The following is an 18,015-nucleotide window of genomic DNA, read 5'->3' as shown; positions in this document are numbered from 1 at the left end:
GTGCGAGAGTGCAACAGAGCGAGATCGGATTTGGCTTCTTAAGGAACAGGCGAAGTAAGAGTGGCATATGGAGCACAGTGCCAAGAATTTCCTGTTGTTAGTGGTTGTTTTGCTCTCTGCCATGGATTCGCTGCCAGTTGGGGCGGCCGGTACAGCAAAAGGCCAGCTTCAGATCGAGGTGGCGAACGACGCTCCTTTCCAGACGGATAGGGATTATACCGGCGGACTCCTTTTAGCCTGGAGGTCGGCAAGCAGTCCGTTTACGCTGCGTTTGGGCCAGGATATCTATACTCCGGAAAATCTTGCAAAGCCCGCGCCGGCCAATGGTGAACACCCCTATGGCGGATGGGCCTATTTGGGTGTCAACTACCACTACCAGATTTCCGCTAACTGGTGTGCTGATGTTACCTTGGATATTGGCAGCACAGGCCCCAGATCCGGTGCGCGAGTGATGCAAGAGTGGATACACAGAGCTACCGGTTCCACGTTCCCCAAAGGTTGGCGCTCCCAAGTTTATAACGAATGGGGATTCATGCCAGAGTTACAGCTTGGCTATAAAATTCCTCTGTCCGCCTTTCAAAAAGGGGGGGTGGTTTACCGCGCGGTACCTTATCTTCGCTGGAGAAGCGGTAATATTATTAGGGACCATGGGGTTGGGCTTCGTTTGATGCTGGGCAGTCGGCTGCCGGCTTTCAGCAGTGTCTCAACCCAACCTGACGGTGATTTTTATTGGTTTGTTCAAGCCGGTCTTGAACATACAGCAGTGGTGAGAAATATTTTTTTGGAGGGAAATTCAAAAGTTAGAAGCGGCGTAAAGCAATATAGTTATGGGGTGATCCCAGAGAAAGCGCTTACAGTGGCCAATTTGGGGGTGTTTTGGGGTTTTGGCGCTTATGAAGCGGGTGTGGATATAAGGTATAATTCCAAGGCCTATGCATCACAAAGTCGTATGGAGAGTAGCTTTTTAATTGGCGGCACTCCCTCCGGAAACTTTGTTATGTCTCTAATTTTCAAAAAGTTTTTTTAAAATAAATCTTCTCGCGGCCCGCTTGAGAGGCGCCATTGAAAAGCCAGTGCAGCCGAAGATCACAGATGTTTGCTTTGTCAACGTAAAAGGCGGTGAGAAAAGCCTGGATGCCAAAACATTTCTGCGGGGACGTTGTCCCACGGAGCCTGCTCGGCCCATGTATTGTTGCAGAGTAATTACAGTAGTATGGCAGGACTTTTTATGGCCAATCCGCGCAAGTTTGCAGATAGACCCAGCGCTTTCTGTATAGTTTGAACAGGGAAATCTCGCGAACTTCACGCTCCTGATCTCCGTCTCTGTACAGCGCTTTAAACTCCGCGACAGAGTGCTTCAGCCCTGGCTTGACCCTGATTATCTGCAGATGTGTCCATTGGGTTACCAGGTCTTGCGCGCGAAGATTTGGGCGGGTATCGGGGTGCCAGGTCTGGTGCAAATAGGTCAGGTTGCCTGTGGCATAGGCACTGTAGCGGCTGCGCAACAGAGATGTGGCTGTACCTGGGTAGGCTTTGCCGGAAAGGTAGAGGCCGCAGCAGGCTTTCAGATTTTCGCCCGAACCGCAGGGGCAGAGTAGGATCGACATTAAATACTCCAGATAGGAAACTGCAGGGCAGTGTCCAATGGGTCATAGAGTGCCCTGGCACACACTTTTTAACCTTGAGTGATGGGGCCGTAGAGTAACATCGCTTGACATTGCCTCGGCTTGAGATAATATACCGACCAGTCGGTTTTTATTTGGAGATTCCCAGGAGGCCATGTGCCAAAAGTCGATAAGGCTACCATAGTGCGCGCGGCGGAAGCGGTGGTGCGGGAGAGAGGTGCGCGCAAGCTCACCCTGGATGCAGTCGCTGCCCATTGCGGCCTCAGCAAGGGGGGGCTCATTCATCACTTTCCCACCAAGCAGTCGTTGATCAAGGCCATGCTGCAGGCAGCCGTTGACAGGGAATATGCCAGTACCGAGGCCTCCGTCGCGTCGGGAGCGGGTTTGCTGATCGCTCGGCTCAATGCCATTTTTGAACTGATGGAGGATGATGAATCCCTGCCGCGATCTCTGATAGCGGCTGTGGCAGAGAATCCGGCACTGCTCGACCCTTTCAAGGCCAAGCAGGCTGCGTTGCGCAGTGAATTGGCCAAAATCTATCGTGACCCCGAATTGGCCCTGCTTTTGATCCTGGCGGCCCAGGGTATGTTTCTCGGGCGTGTTTTGGGGGTTTTGGAGATTGAGGACCCACTGTTCGAGCGTCTCCGCGAACGCCTGCTAATGCTTTCGACCGATCTCGCCTGAAGCTTTGATTTCCAGTTAACCAAGTTTGTGGATAAGGAATATGAATTTGTCGATACATTGTCGTTGCTCCCTGCTCTTGCTGGTGGCCACTGTGGTGCTTTTTGCAGGGTGTTCCGGCTCGGAAGGGGATGAGCGCCAGATCGAGCACCTGTTGCCGGTCAAGGTTGCCACTGTCACCAGCGATGCTGGGTCTACGGATCGCCAGTTTGCCGGACGGGTGAAAGCGGTGCAGAGTGTGGATCTCTCATTCCAGGTGGGGGGCAAACTGGACAGGTTGAATATTCGAGAGGGAGAAATTCTTCCCAAGGGTACACTGATTGCGGAGTTGGACGACCGGGACTACCGCCGCAGGGTAAAAGAGGCCCGTGTCAATGTAGAGCTGCTGGAGAAGACCCTGAAACGCCAGCGCTCTCTGGCGGGATCAAAAGTGATATCCCAGCAACAGCTCGACGAAACCGAGAGTAATTTCAATCTGGCAAAAGTGGCCCTGGAAAAGGCCGAGCAGGACTTGGCCTATACCAAACTGCGCGTGCCCTTTGATGCGCTTGCTACCCGCCAGCTGGTGGAAAATTACACCAATGTGCAGCCCGGCCAGGCCATTGTGCGGCTGCAGAACATTTCTGAAGTACGCATCCAGATTTCGGTGCCGGAAAAAATGCTGGCAACTGTCAGTAAGGACCAGATCAGTTCGGTCAATGCAGAATTTGAATTCCTGCCGGGACAGGCGTTTGCTCTTGAATACCGGGAGCACCAGGCGGAGGCGGACAGCGTGACCCAGACCTATATCGTTGAACTGGGCATGTCGCGCCCAGAGAAAGTACAAATTCTCCCCGGTATGACGGCACGGGTGAAGGTGAAGTTGAAACAGGAAAGGGGAGATCTGTGGGTTCCGCTGGCGGCAATCCAGACTGATGCCGAAGGTAAGCCTTATGTCTGGCAGATCAATGTGGACCAGTCTGTATCCAGAGTCCAGGTCGCCCTCGGGCGCACTGACGGTGAAGCCGTGCAAGTCGTTGAAGGCTTGTCGCCAGCGATGAAACTGGTCGCCGCTGGCGGTCAGCATCTCTATGACGGTGCAAAAGTACGCAATTATGTACAGCGCTAATATCCGTTTGACCTGTGGGCCTGGTAGGGGTGGGGAAGTATCTTGAAAATTTCTGATGTTTTTATCCAGCGGCCGGTATACAGCTGGCTGCTGATACTGATTTGTCTAATCGGCGGCCTCTGGGCGCTAACGGATATTGGCCGTCTTGAAGATCCTGCCTTTACCATTAAAGAGGCCCGTGTTTTTACCTTGTATCCGGGGGCCAGTGCCCGGCGGGTTGAAGAGGAGGTCACCGAAAAGCTCGAGGTTGCTATCCAGCAGATGGGACAGCTCGATAAGGTGACCTCCACTTCCAGTCCCGGCATGTCGGAAATTCGGGTACAGGTCAAGGATCAGTATAATTCGGAGGAATTGGCACAGGTTTGGGATGAACTGCGCCGCAAGGTCAACGACACGCAGAGTGAGCTGCCTAGTGGCGCCATGGAATCTGTGGTCAACGACGATTTCGGTGAAGTGTACGGTATTTACTATGCGGTCACCGGTGACGGTTTTTCGCAGGCGGAAATGCGTGAAATCACCAAGGCCATTCGTCGCGAGCTATTGGGTGTTGAGGGGGTGGCTAAGGTATCCCGCTCTGGCACCATTGATGACGTGGCCTACCTCAATATTGACGAATCCCGCCTCGCACAGTTTGGCTTCTCCCTGGATGACCTGGCTCAGGTGCTGCGGGTGGAAAGTGCCACCCAGCAAGAGGGGGAGATCGGCAGGCAGGACCTGCGCACCCGTATTGTGGTGGACAACCCGGCCAGTGATCTGGAATCGGTTCGCAACATTCTGGTGGGTGTTCCCGGTTCCACCGCTATGCTGGCAGTGCGGGATATTGCCGATGTCTCTCTGGGTTACCATGAAAATCCGGGTTTTATCGCACGCTTTAATGGTAAGCCAGCCATTTTGATTGGTGTGGCTGGTGCTGAGGACATCAATATCGTCGATGTGGGAATGGCTGTGGGAGCCAAGCTGGCAGAGCTCAAGCAGGGCTTGCCTCTGGGTGTGGACATCCACCCGGTTTACGAACAACACAAAGTGGTAGAGGAGAGTGTCACGGGGTTCCTGTTCAATCTTGTTTCTTCCATAGTGATTGTTACTCTGGTGTTATGTGTGTTTATGGGCTGGCGCTCTGGTGTGGTTGTCGGTGTTGTGCTCGGTCTTACGGTGCTTGGAACCGTGCTGATTATGAATTTGTTCGGTTTGAATCTGCAGCGCATTTCTCTCGGTGCCCTGATTATCGCCATGGGGATGCTGGTGGATAATGCCATTGTGGTGGCCGAAGGGATGCTGATGGGGGTGCAGAGGAAAGAGGCACCCCAGAGTGCTGCCCAGCGCGTGGTACGTCAGACATTCTGGCCGCTTCTGGGAGCGACCATCATCGGCATTATGGCTTTTTCCGGAATCGGTTTGTCCGACGATGCCACCGGTGAATTCCTCTTCTCCCTGTTTGCTGTGATTGGTATTTCCCTGGTGCTCAGTTGGGTGCTGGCGATTACTATTACGCCTTATTTGGGTTATCACCTGTTCAAGCCGGTAAAAACTGCCAGGAGCGACGATGATCTTTACAGTGGGCGCTTTTATCGTATGTATGCCCGGGCCCTGTCCGGTGCGTTGAATCGACGCGGCCGCACCATCGCGGTGCTGGTTGTGGTGACGCTGCTCAGTTATATCGGTTTCGGTTTTGTTAAACAGGGCTTTTTCCCCAACTCCAATGCCGCCCTGTTTTATGTGAATTATTTCCTGCCCCAGGGTAGCGATATCAAGCGCACTGAAAGCGCGCTGCAGGAAGCCACCGAGTTTATGTTGGCGCAGGACGCAGTGATTTCCGTAACAGCGGTTGCCGGCAGAGGGGCGGACCGTTTTATGCTGACTTATGCTTCTGAGCCGCCCAACCCCGCTTATGGCCAGTTGATTGTGCGTACGGAAAATCGTGAGCAGATTGCGGGGTTGATCGAGCGTGCCAAGACAGGGTTGCGCAACGCGCAACCGGAGGCCTTGATCACCTTCAAGCGCTTGGTATTTGGCCCTGGCGGGGGCGCGGATGTGGAAGTGCGTATCTCGGGTCAGGATTTCAATACCCTGCGTGCCCTGGCTGAGGAGGTTGAACAGCTTTACCGAAAAGGCGATTTGGAAGATATCCGGCACAACTGGCGCAGCCGAGAGGCCACTGTTCGCGTGCATCTCGACCCTGAGCGGGCGCGTGTAGCGGGGGTGACCAATACGGATATCAGTCGCACCATTCAGTTTGCCACATCTGGCTACCGGGTGGGGGAATTTGAAAGTGGCGACCGGATTATCCCGATTATTGCGCGTATGCCGGAAAAAGACCGCAACCGGGTTGGCTCCCTGCAGGACCGGCTTATATGGAGTCCCAACGAGCAGGGTTATATTCCCGCCGGCCAACTGGTTACGGAATTTGAGACCACCGCAGAAGAGAGCCTGATTCAGCGCCGCAACCGGGTGCCCACTATTACAATCAGTGCGGAAGCGCCCGAGGGCGTGACTGCCATGGCGGCATTCAATAGAATCCGCAGCGGGGTGGAAAGTCTGTCATTGCCCCTGGGTTATACTGTGGAGTTTGGTGGCGAATACGAAAGCTCTTCGGATGCACAGGAATCCCTCGGCAAGAAGTTGCCACTTGGCTTTCTGGTCATGGTCCTGATCTCTATTTTGTTGTTTGGCACTGTGCGTGAACCGCTGATCATCTGGCTGGTTGTGCCTATGTCTCTGGTGGGTGTGGTGGTTGGCCTGTTACTGACAGGGTTGCCGTTTGGCTTTATGTCGCTGCTCGGCGTACTGAGCCTGTCTGGCATGTTGATCAAAAATGCCGTGGTGCTGGTGGATGAAATTGAGGTGCAGACTGAAATGGGCCTGCCGCGCCTGACGGCCATCCAGCGCGCCAGTGTCAGTCGTTTACGCCCGGTATTTCTCGCTGCGGTTACGACCATACTGGGGATGTCGCCGTTACTGTTTGACGCTTTCTTTGCCGATATGGCGGTGACCATCATGGGTGGACTGGGTTTTGCAACGGTGCTGACTCTGATTGCGGTGCCGGTCTTCTACGCGGTTTTCCACAAGGTCAAGGCCACTGAGGTGGCCGGATATGAGGAGCATTCCGCACGGGAGCTGCAGCGGCAACCCCGCACAGAATCCGTGTCTGCCTAGAGTCAGGGAAGACCCGGTAAGAACACCCGGTATACTGGGTAATTCGGGGGGCAAAAGAAGATGAATGTTTTGCCCCCATTCTATTTCTGAGTGTACTTACAAACCTGAATCTATCCTGTTCTGGGGTTTTTCGTATAAAATATTCACGCTTCAAACTTGTACCTCCCCGGTAAAAATCTGAAGTATGCGATAGCCTAAAGCAGGCCTTTCCATTAAGCTGCAAATTTGGATTTGATTGGTAGTCGTTGTATGAGTGTTCGGTCAATTTCAAAGCTGCTGACGGCTTTGTCTTTTCTTTTGTTTGGTTTTTCTGCGGTAGCGTTACCGTATAAACGTGCGGAATGGCTGCCCCGCTGGTCCGACTTCGATAGTGACTGTCAGGATACCCGTCACGAGCTGTTGATGCGTTTCTCCCTCTCCCCCGTGCGTTTTACCCACAGCAATGGCTGCAAAGTGGATACGGGATTGTGGTTGGACCCCTATACCGGCAATTTTTACAGCAAGGCATCTGATCTGGATGTGGAGCATATAGTACCTTTGAAGTGGGCCCATGATCACGGCGGGGCCGAATGGAGCAGTGAGCGGAAACGGCAATTTGCGGAGGATATTGAAAACTTGTGGTTGGTGGATGATGGGCATAACCAGAGCAAAGGGCACAGAGGCCCCGATCGATGGATGCCACCTTACGCACCGGTGGGAAAAATTTATGTCCGGCGTTTTATGTCGATCGTGAAAAAGTATGGCCTGCGCCTGAGTGTGGCTGAAAAGAAACAATTCCACGCACTGGCGGGTGAGCGTTAAGATGTGGTAAGAGATCATTTGTCCCGGCCTTTTTATTTCAAGTAGTATTTTGTCGAAAAGTAGTATCAGCGGACGGTTATGCAGGCAAACTTTCAATTATTGATTGAATATTTTCGACGCTGCTATCTAGCGGACAGTCACGATCTGTCGCTGACCAATATTGCCAGACTGCCGGGCAACCGCCGTTTGTTTTTAAAGGAGCCGGATTATCTCAGCAGCGGCGAACTGCCACGAATTCCATTGATTTACCCTGTTGCGGAAAAACTGGCCAAACTGGCTGATACCTATCGAAAAGAGCGACGCCTGATTTATGCCTGTTTTTTTGTCTGCGGAAAGCTCACCACTCAAGGTGGTTTCACCGCCAGGCGCACACTGTGTTCACCGCTTCTGTATTTTCCCGCTCGAATTTATCGCGAAGATGATTATTTTGCCGAAATAAATACCACCGATATCCGCATTAATCTGCCCCTGCTCCGGCAGATTTTGAAGCCGGATATCGATTCGGCGGTGACGAATACTTTTCCTTTACCCCGGTTTCCCATGGATGCCTCCCAGGTGGCGGATATGGGGCGATGGCTGCGGGAATACAGTCTGTTGGAAGAACTTGAGGAATTGAGTCGCTGGCCAAACCTTCAGCCTGAGACATTGGTGCAGGAAAGGATGGAAGCGTCACGGCTGGGTCCGGTCAGTGCCGGTGCGGTAATTTTGGCGGACAGGCCCAGAGGGTCTCGCGGAGTCCTGCACGAACTTGGTCAATTGGTGCAGGCGCGAAATTTCCAGGCCCCTTTACAGGTTGCCCTGGGAGGAGAGTCTGCGCAGTTGATTGAAAGTGACAGCGAGCCTGAAATGTTGCCGGGGCTGTTCAGTAGTGCCCAGGAGCGGGCATTACGCAATGCGGCACGATTGCCGCTCAGTCTCGTATCAGGGCCCCCCGGTACGGGCAAGAGTTTTACCATTGCCGCCGTGGCGATCGACCAAATGCTGCATGGTGACTCAGTGCTGGTTGTCTCTAAAACCTCCGAAGCCATTGATGTTGTAAGAAACAAGTTACAGGAAACCTATGGACTGACCGAGGGCTACGTACATGCGGGCGAGCAGAGTTTTGTTCGCAGCTTGAAGACCCACCTCGATACCCTGCTCAAGGAGGGGGTTGATTTGCCCGAGGTGAGTGCCACCAAGTTAAAGCTCAGCTTGAGGGCTACAAATAAATCATTACACAGGGCCGAGCGTCGCTTTGCGCGGGCGCTGCGGCTTGCCAGGGTTCTCGGCCCCGGACGCTGGGCAGCTTGGTTATTACGTGTGGGTGCGCCACTGTTTGGTCGGGACCTGCAGACAGAAGCCTTGTGGGGCTTTCAGGATGGCATCAGCCAGTTGCGTCATAGGTTTGAACGGCAGGCTGCCCGTTACATCAATACCTACCGCCTGGAAAAGCTTGCCCAGTTATTAAATACAGAGCGGCGCAGCCTGGCCAGTTTCCACCAAGCACTGAGGGCGAGGACTTCAAAAACCCAGGCGGAACGATTTGCACAGACGAATATGCATCTTGTCCTACAAGCCTATCCTATCTGGCTTGCAAGTCTGGACGAGCTCAACGAGATACTGCCGCTTTCTTGTGGCATGTTTGATCTGGTGATCTTTGATGAATCCACCCAGTGCGATATTGCAAGTGCGCTTCCAGCGCTCTACCGGGCGAAACGCGCGGTTGTGGTGGGGGATGGAAAGCAGCTTCGGCATGTCTCCTTCCTTCCGGCAAACCAGCAGCAGCGCTTGTGGGAAGAGACGGTGCATTGCGGCGAGTTACCGGAGGCATTTAGCTACCGGGACCAGTCCCTGTTGGACTTGGTGTCTGACGCCCTTGGCAGCCAGGATGCGGTGACCCTGCTCGATGAGCACTACCGAAGCCAACCGGAGCTGATCGCTTTCAGTAACCATGCGTTTTATGCTGACCGTCTCAAAGTTATGCAGGCGCGGCCCGGGAACTCCCGCACTTCGGCGTTGACTTTTCACCGGCTGGAGGGGCGGAGAGCCAGAAACGGCAGGAACAGGGTTGAAAAAGACTGGGTCATATCCCAGTTGCGCGATCATTTTAACCGCTACGAAAATGCGCCGCTTAAACCGTCTGTTGGTGTGCTGTCTCCCTATCGGGAACAGGCCAACTACCTGGCTAAAGAGGTCTCCAGGGTTTTTTCCGCGGACAAGCTGCACAGCTTTTCGGTACGGATCGCCACACCATACGGTTTTCAAGGGGAGGAGCGGGATGTAATGCTTCTCTCAATGGCCATCGATAGCCAATCTCTGCGGGCCGCGGCGTATCTCAATGGTGCCGCTATGTTTAATGTGGCGATTACTCGGGCTAAGGAGCGGCAGCTGGTGGCTTATTCAATCAGTCCCGAGTTGCTGTCATCAGATCACTTACTGCGCCGTTATATTTCCTTTGGTCATGGCGCGGACCGTAGTTACCAAGAGGGGACCTTCTCCTGTGAATTTGCCAGGGCGGTCAGTGCGGGCCTTAAAGAGGCGGGTATCCGGCACTGGATCGACTTTCCCATCGCAGGCCAGCGTGTCGATGTCGTGTGTGAGTATCAGGGTTGCATCCTGGGGGTGGACTTGATTGGCTACCCGGGAGAGTACCAACAGCACTTTACGATCCGGACCTACAAGATTCTGCACCGGGCTGGCATCCGGGTTCTGCCGTTGCCCTATCTGCACTGGTCTGTGGGTCAACGGGAGTGCATCACGCGTATTATCGGGGTTTTGCGGGGTGAGCAGTGTAGGGAAGAGGAGACAGGGGCCATCCCGGAGTGATTGATTCGGTCACCTGAAATAAAAGCTGCGCCGGGGCTGCTAGGCTTTAAGGGAGTCCAACTGTGACTTTCACCGAGTGCATCTATGAAACTGTGGTTGTTGATTCCCTGCTTTTGGGTATCTGCTGTCGGGGCTATGGATATCATGGTTGCGGATGCCCAACAGCAACAGGGCGTGCGAAGTCCGACTCTGAGCTTTTGCCAGGCGCGCTTTTACGAGGAAGATGATGGCCGCCTGTACTGCAACTGGGCGGTCAACTTTCGTTACGCCTGCTTTGTCTGGTGGCCCACCAATAAGATAATTCCGGCTGGGGCAAAACTGTCTGAGCCGGAAGTTGTGGGTAAGTGCGGCAATGGCGAACCCGTGTACAAGCTCCACCATTATTAGTGCGGTGTTGACTGTCTCGGGTTTTTCCTCACAGTTCAATCGGTGGCTCTTAAGGCTAAAACAGCCCCAAAACTCCAGTCAGGCATGGGTCTTATAGCGGCTGCATCGCGTGTGATCCTGTGTACTGGCCCGGAAGAGAAGAAGATGTTAGCTTTTCTCCCGACCGATGTTGAGTCCGTGATCTTGCAGTTCCCGAGCCTGCTTAAGGATTTCAGTCATGGCGCTGTCCTCTAAGGATAAGGCATCAATGATGGCCGCGAGCAGATCCGCTGAAAACATGCATTTGCTCACTTTGCTGCGCAGATTTTCTGTAGTCATTGAAATACCCCTTTCGGCCAGGGCCTGGGCCAGATCACTGTAGCGCATGCCCTTCAAAGCCATGGAGGCACGCACATAGCGGGCAATGGCCTGCTTATAGGGAGCCAGTGCCTGCTGATTACTGAGGCTTTGTTTGTGATCCATGGGCTTTACTCCATTCTGGTTAATAGTCATTAAGTGGCAAATAGTATCTTTTTGTGTATTATTTGCAATATAAGTTTGAAATAACCTATTGACTGTTGTTTTTTTGATGCTATATTCGTGACCAATATTCCACAGTAAGGGGGTTGAGATGACCTGGAACAATGAGAGCCTGCGCCAGCTGGCGGAAAGTCATACCGGTTGGGTAGTGGAGCCGGAGGGAGACTGCCTCAGTATTTCCAACGATGAGGGCGTTGACGCCTTTATTTATGTGGGTGAGAAGCAGATCGTTGTCGAGAGTATTCTTTTTCCGGTGAGCCAGGTCGGCGATGTGGCCGCGCTCAATGAGATGGTATTACAAACCCATCAATTGGTTCCCCTGACGGCTATCGCGATTAAAAATATTGGCAGTGAGCACTATTACGTCGCCTTTGGCGCGCTCTCTGTGTCCAGTAAAGATGAAGTTGTCATCGAGGAGGTAGAGACCCTGTTTTCCAATGTGAGGGATTTCCTGGATTTGTATGCAGAGCATTTTGAAATGGAGGGTGTAGCATGAGCCTGAGAAAGATCTGGACTGCCTTGAAAGGTGCGGTCAACGAAGGCACTGAAGCGGTAGCGGACAGCCAGTCAATCCGTATTCTCGACCAAGAATTGCGCGAGGCGAAAACTGAGTTGAAAGCCTGTGACGAGAACCTGACCAAAATTATGGCCAAGCGCAAGCTGGCGGAAGGTAAAGTGGAATCCCTGCGTGCGGATATTGAAACTTACAGCGCCCACGCGGTTAATGCCAGTGAGAAGGGCGATAATAACCTGGCGTTGGAGTGTGCCGAGCGGGTTTCTGAGCTGGAGACGCAGTTGCAGACCGAGCGCAGCCTGCTGGATGGGTTTCTGAACTCAGAGCGTTCCCTGAAGGGCAATATTGCCAAGGCCAAGACCAATGTACGCCGCATGGAACAGCAGATCGACCAGATCAAGGCCACTGAATCTGTGCAGAAAGCTCAGGTTGCTGTCTCTTCCCGTCACTTGGGGGCCAACAGCAGGATCAAGACCGCTCTGGACAGTCTTGACCGAATCAAGAGCAAGCAGCAGGAGCGCGCGGCCGAATTGGAAGCGGCGGAAGAGCTGGCCTCTGAAGAGAGCGGCTCGAGCCTCGATGCCAAGCTGAAGGCAGCGGGTATCCAACCTGGCGGTCAGGTCAGCAGTAGTGACAAACTGGCTCAATTGCTGGCGAATCGCGAAAAGGCCTGAATCGGTGCTACTGTATCGCGTGCGACGCCTTCTGGCGTCGCTGTTTATTCAAGCCGATAAAACGACTGTTTTTGTCTCTGTCCTGGTCTATGTGGCGGGCAGCTATCTGCTGCTGAGTGCCGCCGGGGAAAGCGAGATTATCGCGCCCGATAACTTTCTCTACTGGCTGGTAGTGACCGCATCGACGGTGGGTTACGGGGATTTCTCACCGGCTACACCCGCGGGAAAAATGGTGGTGGCGGCCTGGGTGATCCCTTTGGGCCTGAGCCTGTTTGCGTTGGTGATTACCCGGGTGGGCTTTGCAGTTTCGGAGTTTGTACACCGAGGAAAAAGAGGGTTGCGCATGACGAATCATGTAAATCATACGGTCATTATTGGCTGGAACGGAACGCGGACCCTGCGCCTAATCGAGCTTTTGTTGTCAAAGACCAATGGTGCAGCCGCTGAAATAGTACTTTGCGTAGAAGCCGATATTGAAAACCCCATGCCCGGCAGAATTGACTTTGTGCGGGTTGAATCCTTTTCCCATATTGAAAGTATGCAGCGAGCCGGTTTGGCCGATGCTGCACGGATTATTATTGACAACCCGCTTGATGATGTAACACTGACCACGGCTTTGTTTTGCGACAAGTACAGCCCCAACAGTCATAAGACTGCCTATTTCCAGGATGAAAATGTCGGTGAATTATTGCGCGCGCACTGTCCGAATATTGAATGTATCCCCTCGGTAGCGGTGGAGCTGCTGGCAAAATCCTCTCTGGACCCCGGATCCGCCCGCTTGCACAGGCAGTTGCTGGATAGTACTTACGGGATGACACAGTACAGTGTTGAGTACTTTGGAGAGGAGCCTTTACCGGTTGCTGCCCTGTTTGATCATTTCAAACGGGACCTGTCGGCAACACTGATCGCTGTGCGCCGCAAGGGTGTAGTAACAATAGCGGTGAATCCGGCGCTGACAGATCAGGTGGGTAAAGGGGATATGCTGTATTACATCTCCGCGAAGCGACTGGATGAGAAGCACTGCTTCGATATAACAATAAATGAAGGGGAAGGTGTTGGTACATGTTTGCCAAACTGATCGATAAATTGAAGGGGACACAGGCCCCGGCAGTGAAAACACCGGAGATTATGGGGTTGCGCCTGGGAGCCAGTTTTGAGCTGGATCCACTGGCAATTCGCCTGATACTGGATGAACTTACGATTGAGTCCTGTTCCCCCACGCAAATCATCAAAGCCGCAGGCGTTGTAGAGCTCGATGGCACCTGGGTTTACCGTTTCTATACAGACGATGATGCCTGGCTCCAGGTTGTGGCTGAAGGTGGCCGGGGAGACGAGCATGTGGTGGATGTCAAGTTGTTCCACTTTTACGACACCCTGGATGTGGCCAATCAGCAGGCCTGGGACAGCCTCCTGAAACAGGAGATAGGCGCTGAAAGTTACCAATTGCAGGAGCGGTCCTACAACAGGGTCTGGACTTCGGCCGGTGACTACCACAATCCGGTACATATGTCCGAAAAGACCTATGACGTAGGCGGAGACTATTCGGTAACGGATCAATTCACCATGCTGTTCGAACGCGAACTGTCCGACCAGCGTACTGAATCCCTCTTCCTCTCCGCAGAAGAGAAGGAGGAGCATGCGGGCTATCTGAGCCGCAGCCTGGTGATCAGTACCGGTATCACACTGACATCTTCACAGCTGACTATTCACGGATAATAAGGAGAAGTATCAATGGGCCAGCCCTATGATTTACTGACTGGTATTGTACATTTTGCGGCCTACTTTGGCCTGTCATTACTATTTTTGATCGTGTTTAAATTTCTCTACACAATGGTGACGCCCCATGACGAGTGGAAATTAATCCGAGAAGATAAAAATGCGTCAGCGGCTATTGGATTTGGTGGTGCGATTCTGGGCTTTGCCATCGCTGTCGCCGGTGCTGCGAGTAACTCTGTAACACTGATTGATTTCGCCACCTGGGCTGCGGTCGCGTTGATTGCCCAATTACTTGCCTTTGCAATTATCCGCTTTGGTTTTATGCCGCGTATTGTAGAGCGTATTGAAGAGGGCGAGATAAGCGCGGGTATTATGCTGGCCGCAACCACAATCTCCGTTGGTGTGCTCAATGCCGCCTGCATGAGCTACTGACTGATGGGGAAATAGTGATGAAACGTACTAAAAATATTGATCTCTCGCGCATGCGCAAGAGCAGGGGACCAAGCTTCTTATTTCGCCCCCTGGCGATCGGTGTTGCTGCAGCTCTCATGGGATGCTCTTCAGATGAAGAAGTCAAGGTTGTTTCCTCGATAGAGGACTGTGTAGACAATACCCAGTTGGATGAAGCCCGGTGCGAGGCGGCTTATCAGCGCGCTCAGGCGGAGGCCGAGCGCACCGGCCCCAAATATGCTTCCCTGGCGCAGTGTGAAGGGGAATTTGCGCATTGCCGGGAAAGTAGCAGCGGTTTCTGGATGCCGCTGATGACGGGTTTTATGGTTGCCTCCATCCTCAATGATAGCGACCGACGCTCTCATGCCCGCGGCTACTACAATCCAGTCTACCGTTACGCCGCGTCGGGTTCACGCTACAATGATCGTTTGATGACTGCCGATGGCCAGGTTATCGGGCGTTATGGGAAAACAAGCTATAGAGTTGACAAGAGTACCATGCAGCCCAAGCCCAAGGTCACCAAAACGGTTTCCAGGGGCGGCTTTGGTGCTGTGGCCTCAGCCAAGTCCAACTGGGGCGGTGGCCGCTCCAGCAGCCGTTCCCGTGGCTGGGGGGGCTGATTGGTGCTGAGGTTGCCTATCGGTGAACGTCCGCACTGGAAGGCGCGAGCAAAGGAGTTTGGCTTTCATTTTCACACCCTGTATGGCGAGCCCTACTGGGATGAAAGTGCCTATTACCAATTCTCCCTGAAGCAGATCGAAAAGGATATTGAAGACCCCACCGAGGAAATTCACCAGATGTGCCTGGAGGTGGTGGCATTGGTGCTTGAGGATGAGGAATTGCTGCGGCGTTTCTGTATTCCTGAACAGCACTGGGACTTTGTGCGCAGTTCCTGGAGGAACGGTGATCCCAGCCTGTATTCCCGCCTGGACTTTGCCTATTCCGGACAGGGGCCCGCTAAGCTCTATGAGAACAATGGGGACACTCCAACTAGCCTATACGAGACTGGTTTCTGGCAGTGGCTCTGGTTGCAGGACAATGTGGACAGGCGCGCTCTGCCGTTGCAGTCAGACCAGTTTAACAGTTTGCAGGAAAAGCTGGTGAATCGCTTTTATGACCTGCAGATTTTGACCCCTGGTCGCCCATTGCACTTCGCTTGCTGCAAGGATAGCGAAGAGGATTTCGGTACCGTCCAATATCTCAAGGACTGCGCCAGTGAAGCGGGTATCGAAAGCCACTTTGTTTTTATAGACGATATTGGCCGCGATGCCGCGGGGTATTTCACGGATCTGCGGGATCAGGTGATCACCTGGATGTTCAAGCTGTATCCCTGGGAGTTTATGTTCCGCGAGGACTTTGGTGCGCTACTGGGCACCAACAATGTACGCTGGCTGGAGCCCCCATGGAAGGCGATCGTATCCAACAAGGCACTTCTGCCAATGTTGTGGAAACTGTTTCCCGGCCATCCCAATCTGTTGCCCTCTTTCTTCGAAGATGAGTTGGACAGGGCCAGGGAGGGCGATCTGGTGAAAAAACCGATTTTTTCCCGTGAAGGTGCCAATATTTCTATCGTGCGCAGCGGAGAAGTCCAACCGCTGTCCGATGGCCCCTATGGCGAGGAGGGGTATATCTACCAGGAGATGCACCCGTTACCGAAGTTCGGCAACCATTTTACCCTGGTAGGCAGCTGGCTGGTGGGCGATGTGGCCGCCGGCATATCAATCCGGGAGGATCAGACCATGGTGACCCAGGATATGAGCCGCTATTTACCGCACATTATTCTCTAGTTTCGATTGGTCACAGTTACCAGAATACCTTTCTTAACCGCAGTCGCTACCCCCAACAAGGCTGGTCGAGGCGCTTCGTCTATAGTTGTATTTGTCCCGTTGTTTAGCTTGATGGGGCCAGTTGACCACTGGCGATCATCTCTTCAATTTTTTTGCTGAGCCTATCGTAAGTAAAGGGTTTTTGAATGCAATCGAGCACCCCCTCCGCAATCACCTCCTGAACTTTGCTGTCAACACTGTAGCCTGTGGAAAGGATGGCTTTGATGTTGGGGTTAATGCGTTTTAGGAATGCAAAGAGTTCCTGCCCGTCCATACCCGGCATAATCATATCGAGTAAGACCAGGTCCACATTGTCACAATACCGTCGATAATAAGTAATTGCCTGCTCTGCTGTGGCAAAGGTTTCTACCCTGTGGCCATGCATTTCAAATATTGCCTTGGAATAACTGCGTACAATGGCTTCATCGTCAACCACCATAATCCGGAGCTTTCGCTCCTTTAAGGGTGCGGCCGGCGGTTTGGACTGCTTGCACGTGCCGGCTTCTGCGATGGGCAGGAAGAGTTTAAAGCAGCTGCCCTCGCCCTCATGACTGTGGCATTGAATAGCGCCTTTGTGCAGGTGAATGGTACCGTGCACAGCGGCAAGGCCGAGTCCAGCGCCGCGTCCGCTCTCTTTGGTGGTGAAAAAAGGCTCGAATATACGTCGGCATACCTCGGGGGGCATGCCGGTGCCACTGTCGCTGATTTCGATGACCAGATATCGACCTGGTTGGACTTCAAAATCTGCAATAGTGCTGACCTTCTTCATGGATGAGTTAGCGCTTGTAAAGCGCAGTGTACCGCCATTGGGCATAGCATCTTTTGCATTAATGCCAATATTGAGTAAAGCGCTCTTTAGCTGGGCCGGGTCGCCGATGATACAGGGGCAGCTGGCTTCAAGCTGTTGTTCTATGCAGATACGACGGTCGATTGTGCGCCCCAGCATGGCACTGACATCGCGTATGATTTCATGGGTGTTGCACTCTTTGAGCTGATAGTTGCCTTTGCGTGCGAAGGTAAGCAATTGCCTGGTCAATTCTGCTGCATGACGCGCAGTGGTAAGAATATGGTGACTATATTCACTGATCAGGGGGTCCCGAGAGATTTTCTGGATGACCTCTGCGTAGCCGCTGATACCATGGATCATATTGTTAAAATCGTGGGCGATACCGCCGGCCAGTTCTCCAATCGCCTGCATTTTTTGTGCCTGGCGTAACTCCTCCTCCAGCAGGCGCTGCTTGGTAATATCGGTACCGATACTGAGGATACCCCCGGGGAGGCCTTTCTCATCGGAGATGACTTTATTGGTCCAGGCAATCCAAACCCGCTTACCACATTTAGTGATATTTTCATTAATGTTATAGCGGTGTTCCTGGGGGTGATTGCAGATGTGATCAATCAGCTTGCGCAGGTCACGGCCACTGGTTTCACTGGCCGGTACAATAGTGCCAATCAGATGTCGCCCAATAATCTCCTCTTCCGAGTAGCCAAACAGCTGCTGTGCGTATTCGTTAAAAAAAGTGATCCGCCCGTTTCTGTCGTAGCGCATGATAATCGAGTTTGCATGGGCGACCAGTTCTCGGTAGCGCTCCTCGCTTTTGCGCAATGCCTCATAAACCTGGTTGGAATCCATTGCCTGGGCGGAAGCGATGACTGGGGAGGAGGGGAAAACCTGCAAGTTACCTTCCTTGATCATCTGTTCTCCTCCTGAGTTGGTGTTGTGCATTTTCTCAGCAGAAATTGCACCAGAAAGGGT

The 18,015-nt window shown here is 53.1% G+C and carries 17 protein-coding genes; 14 read left to right on the top strand and 3 right to left on the bottom strand.

The genetic code is table 11. The features are described 5' to 3' along the window. Positions 1–67 precede the first annotated feature (67 nt). A complete protein-coding gene (locus ACL7TT_RS04775; RefSeq protein WP_413393574.1) occupies positions 68–1,027 on the top strand; it encodes a lipid A-modifier LpxR family protein in 960 nt (319 codons plus the stop codon). A 199-nt stretch (positions 1,028–1,226) separates the two neighbouring features. Here ACL7TT_RS04775 and ACL7TT_RS04770 read toward each other — a convergent pair whose 3' ends face one another. Beyond that, the gene (locus ACL7TT_RS04770; RefSeq protein WP_413393572.1) at positions 1,227–1,607 is read right to left on the bottom strand and encodes a YchJ family protein; all 381 of its coding nucleotides are present in this window, start codon (positions 1,605–1,607) and stop codon (positions 1,227–1,229) included. A 174-nt stretch (positions 1,608–1,781) separates the two neighbouring features. Here ACL7TT_RS04770 and ACL7TT_RS04765 point away from each other — a divergent pair, with 174 nt between their 5' ends. The 6 genes from ACL7TT_RS04765 (at position 1,782) to ACL7TT_RS04740 (ending at position 10,560) form a co-directional block, all read left to right on the top strand. After that, the gene (locus ACL7TT_RS04765; protein ID WP_299946416.1) at positions 1,782–2,309 is read left to right on the top strand and encodes a TetR/AcrR family transcriptional regulator; all 528 of its coding nucleotides are present in this window, start codon (positions 1,782–1,784) and stop codon (positions 2,307–2,309) included. Between the two features lie 40 nt (positions 2,310–2,349). Then, entirely contained in the window at positions 2,350–3,414 is a 1,065-nt protein-coding gene (locus ACL7TT_RS04760; protein ID WP_413393570.1) for an efflux RND transporter periplasmic adaptor subunit, read from the top strand. Between the two features lie 42 nt (positions 3,415–3,456). Beyond that, entirely contained in the window at positions 3,457–6,567 is a 3,111-nt protein-coding gene (locus tag ACL7TT_RS04755; RefSeq protein ID WP_413393568.1) for an efflux RND transporter permease subunit, read from the top strand. Between the two features lie 249 nt (positions 6,568–6,816). Beyond that, the gene (locus ACL7TT_RS04750) at positions 6,817–7,368 is read left to right on the top strand and encodes a GmrSD restriction endonuclease domain-containing protein (RefSeq protein WP_299946407.1); all 552 of its coding nucleotides are present in this window, start codon (positions 6,817–6,819) and stop codon (positions 7,366–7,368) included. 78 nt (positions 7,369–7,446) lie between these two features. Continuing rightward, complete coding sequence (locus ACL7TT_RS04745) at positions 7,447–10,173, top strand: DEAD/DEAH box helicase (protein ID WP_413393565.1); 2,727 nt, start codon at positions 7,447–7,449, stop codon at positions 10,171–10,173. 84 nt (positions 10,174–10,257) lie between these two features. Beyond that, entirely contained in the window at positions 10,258–10,560 is a 303-nt protein-coding gene (locus ACL7TT_RS04740; RefSeq protein WP_413393563.1) for a hypothetical protein, read from the top strand. A 147-nt stretch (positions 10,561–10,707) separates the two neighbouring features. On the opposite strand, the gene ACL7TT_RS04735 is transcribed toward ACL7TT_RS04740, so the two are convergent. Beyond that, positions 10,708–11,022 (bottom strand): DUF6471 domain-containing protein, encoded by a 315-nt coding sequence (locus tag ACL7TT_RS04735; protein ID WP_299946401.1) that lies wholly within the window; start codon positions 11,020–11,022, stop codon positions 10,708–10,710. Positions 11,023–11,170: 148 nt separating this feature from the next. Here ACL7TT_RS04735 and ACL7TT_RS04730 point away from each other — a divergent pair, with 148 nt between their 5' ends. Genes ACL7TT_RS04730 through ACL7TT_RS04700 form a run of 7 tightly spaced genes read left to right on the top strand, consistent with a single transcriptional unit; the run spans position 11,171 to position 16,220 of the window. Beyond that, positions 11,171–11,575 (top strand): DUF2170 family protein, encoded by a 405-nt coding sequence (locus ACL7TT_RS04730; protein WP_299946399.1) that lies wholly within the window; start codon positions 11,171–11,173, stop codon positions 11,573–11,575. Further along, entirely contained in the window at positions 11,572–12,267 is a 696-nt protein-coding gene (locus ACL7TT_RS04725) for a PspA/IM30 family protein (RefSeq protein ID WP_299946397.1), read from the top strand. The genes ACL7TT_RS04730 and ACL7TT_RS04725 overlap by 4 nt, the downstream gene beginning before the upstream one ends. 4 nt (positions 12,268–12,271) lie before the next feature. Then, positions 12,272–13,345 (top strand): potassium channel family protein, encoded by a 1,074-nt coding sequence (locus ACL7TT_RS04720; RefSeq protein ID WP_413393562.1) that lies wholly within the window; start codon positions 12,272–12,274, stop codon positions 13,343–13,345. Further along, positions 13,330–13,983 (top strand): YjfK family protein, encoded by a 654-nt coding sequence (locus tag ACL7TT_RS04715; protein WP_413393560.1) that lies wholly within the window; start codon positions 13,330–13,332, stop codon positions 13,981–13,983. Before ACL7TT_RS04720 ends, ACL7TT_RS04715 begins: the two co-directional genes overlap by 16 nt. Positions 13,984–13,998: 15 nt before the next feature. Further along, entirely contained in the window at positions 13,999–14,415 is a 417-nt protein-coding gene (locus ACL7TT_RS04710) for a DUF350 domain-containing protein (protein WP_413393558.1), read from the top strand. A 17-nt stretch (positions 14,416–14,432) separates the two neighbouring features. Then, positions 14,433–15,053 carry a DUF1190 domain-containing protein gene (locus tag ACL7TT_RS04705; protein ID WP_413393556.1) on the top strand — a complete coding sequence of 207 codons (621 nt, stop codon included), beginning with the start codon at positions 14,433–14,435 and terminating at the stop codon, positions 15,051–15,053. 3 nt (positions 15,054–15,056) lie between these two features. Then, a complete protein-coding gene (locus tag ACL7TT_RS04700; RefSeq protein ID WP_299946387.1) occupies positions 15,057–16,220 on the top strand; it encodes a glutathionylspermidine synthase family protein in 1,164 nt (387 codons plus the stop codon). A 103-nt stretch (positions 16,221–16,323) separates the two neighbouring features. Here the strand turns inward: ACL7TT_RS04700 and ACL7TT_RS04695 are convergent, their stop codons facing one another. Continuing rightward, positions 16,324–17,955 (bottom strand): hybrid sensor histidine kinase/response regulator, encoded by a 1,632-nt coding sequence (locus tag ACL7TT_RS04695; RefSeq protein WP_413393554.1) that lies wholly within the window; start codon positions 17,953–17,955, stop codon positions 16,324–16,326. Positions 17,956–18,015: the final 60 nt, after the last annotated feature.

Origin of the sequence: Microbulbifer jejuensis (assembly GCF_047289955.1) — a bacterium.
In the GTDB taxonomy this organism is placed as follows: Bacteria; Pseudomonadota; Gammaproteobacteria; order Pseudomonadales; family Cellvibrionaceae; genus Microbulbifer.
This window is presented reverse-complemented; position numbering and strand designations above follow the sequence as displayed.

Bases quoted from the DNA above. Each gene is read 5' to 3' on its own strand.
- ACL7TT_RS04775 (WP_413393574.1), top strand. From the start codon at position 68: ATGGAGCACAGTGCCAAGAATTTCCTGTTGTTAGTGGTTGTTTTGCTC.
- ACL7TT_RS04770 (WP_413393572.1), bottom strand. From the start codon at position 1,607: ATGTCGATCCTACTCTGCCCCTGCGGTTCGGGCGAAAATCTGAAAGCC.
- ACL7TT_RS04760 (WP_413393570.1), top strand. From the start codon at position 2,350: ATGAATTTGTCGATACATTGTCGTTGCTCCCTGCTCTTGCTGGTGGCC.
- ACL7TT_RS04750 (WP_299946407.1), top strand. From the start codon at position 6,817: ATGAGTGTTCGGTCAATTTCAAAGCTGCTGACGGCTTTGTCTTTTCTT.
- ACL7TT_RS04745 (WP_413393565.1), top strand. From the start codon at position 7,447: ATGCAGGCAAACTTTCAATTATTGATTGAATATTTTCGACGCTGCTAT.
- ACL7TT_RS04740 (WP_413393563.1), top strand. From the start codon at position 10,258: ATGAAACTGTGGTTGTTGATTCCCTGCTTTTGGGTATCTGCTGTCGGG.
- ACL7TT_RS04735 (WP_299946401.1), bottom strand. From the start codon at position 11,022: ATGGATCACAAACAAAGCCTCAGTAATCAGCAGGCACTGGCTCCCTAT.
- ACL7TT_RS04730 (WP_299946399.1), top strand. From the start codon at position 11,171: ATGACCTGGAACAATGAGAGCCTGCGCCAGCTGGCGGAAAGTCATACC.
- ACL7TT_RS04725 (WP_299946397.1), top strand. From the start codon at position 11,572: ATGAGCCTGAGAAAGATCTGGACTGCCTTGAAAGGTGCGGTCAACGAA.
- ACL7TT_RS04715 (WP_413393560.1), top strand. From the start codon at position 13,330: ATGTTTGCCAAACTGATCGATAAATTGAAGGGGACACAGGCCCCGGCA.
- ACL7TT_RS04710 (WP_413393558.1), top strand. From the start codon at position 13,999: ATGGGCCAGCCCTATGATTTACTGACTGGTATTGTACATTTTGCGGCC.
- ACL7TT_RS04705 (WP_413393556.1), top strand. From the start codon at position 14,433: ATGAAACGTACTAAAAATATTGATCTCTCGCGCATGCGCAAGAGCAGG.
- ACL7TT_RS04695 (WP_413393554.1), bottom strand. From the start codon at position 17,955: ATGATCAAGGAAGGTAACTTGCAGGTTTTCCCCTCCTCCCCAGTCATC.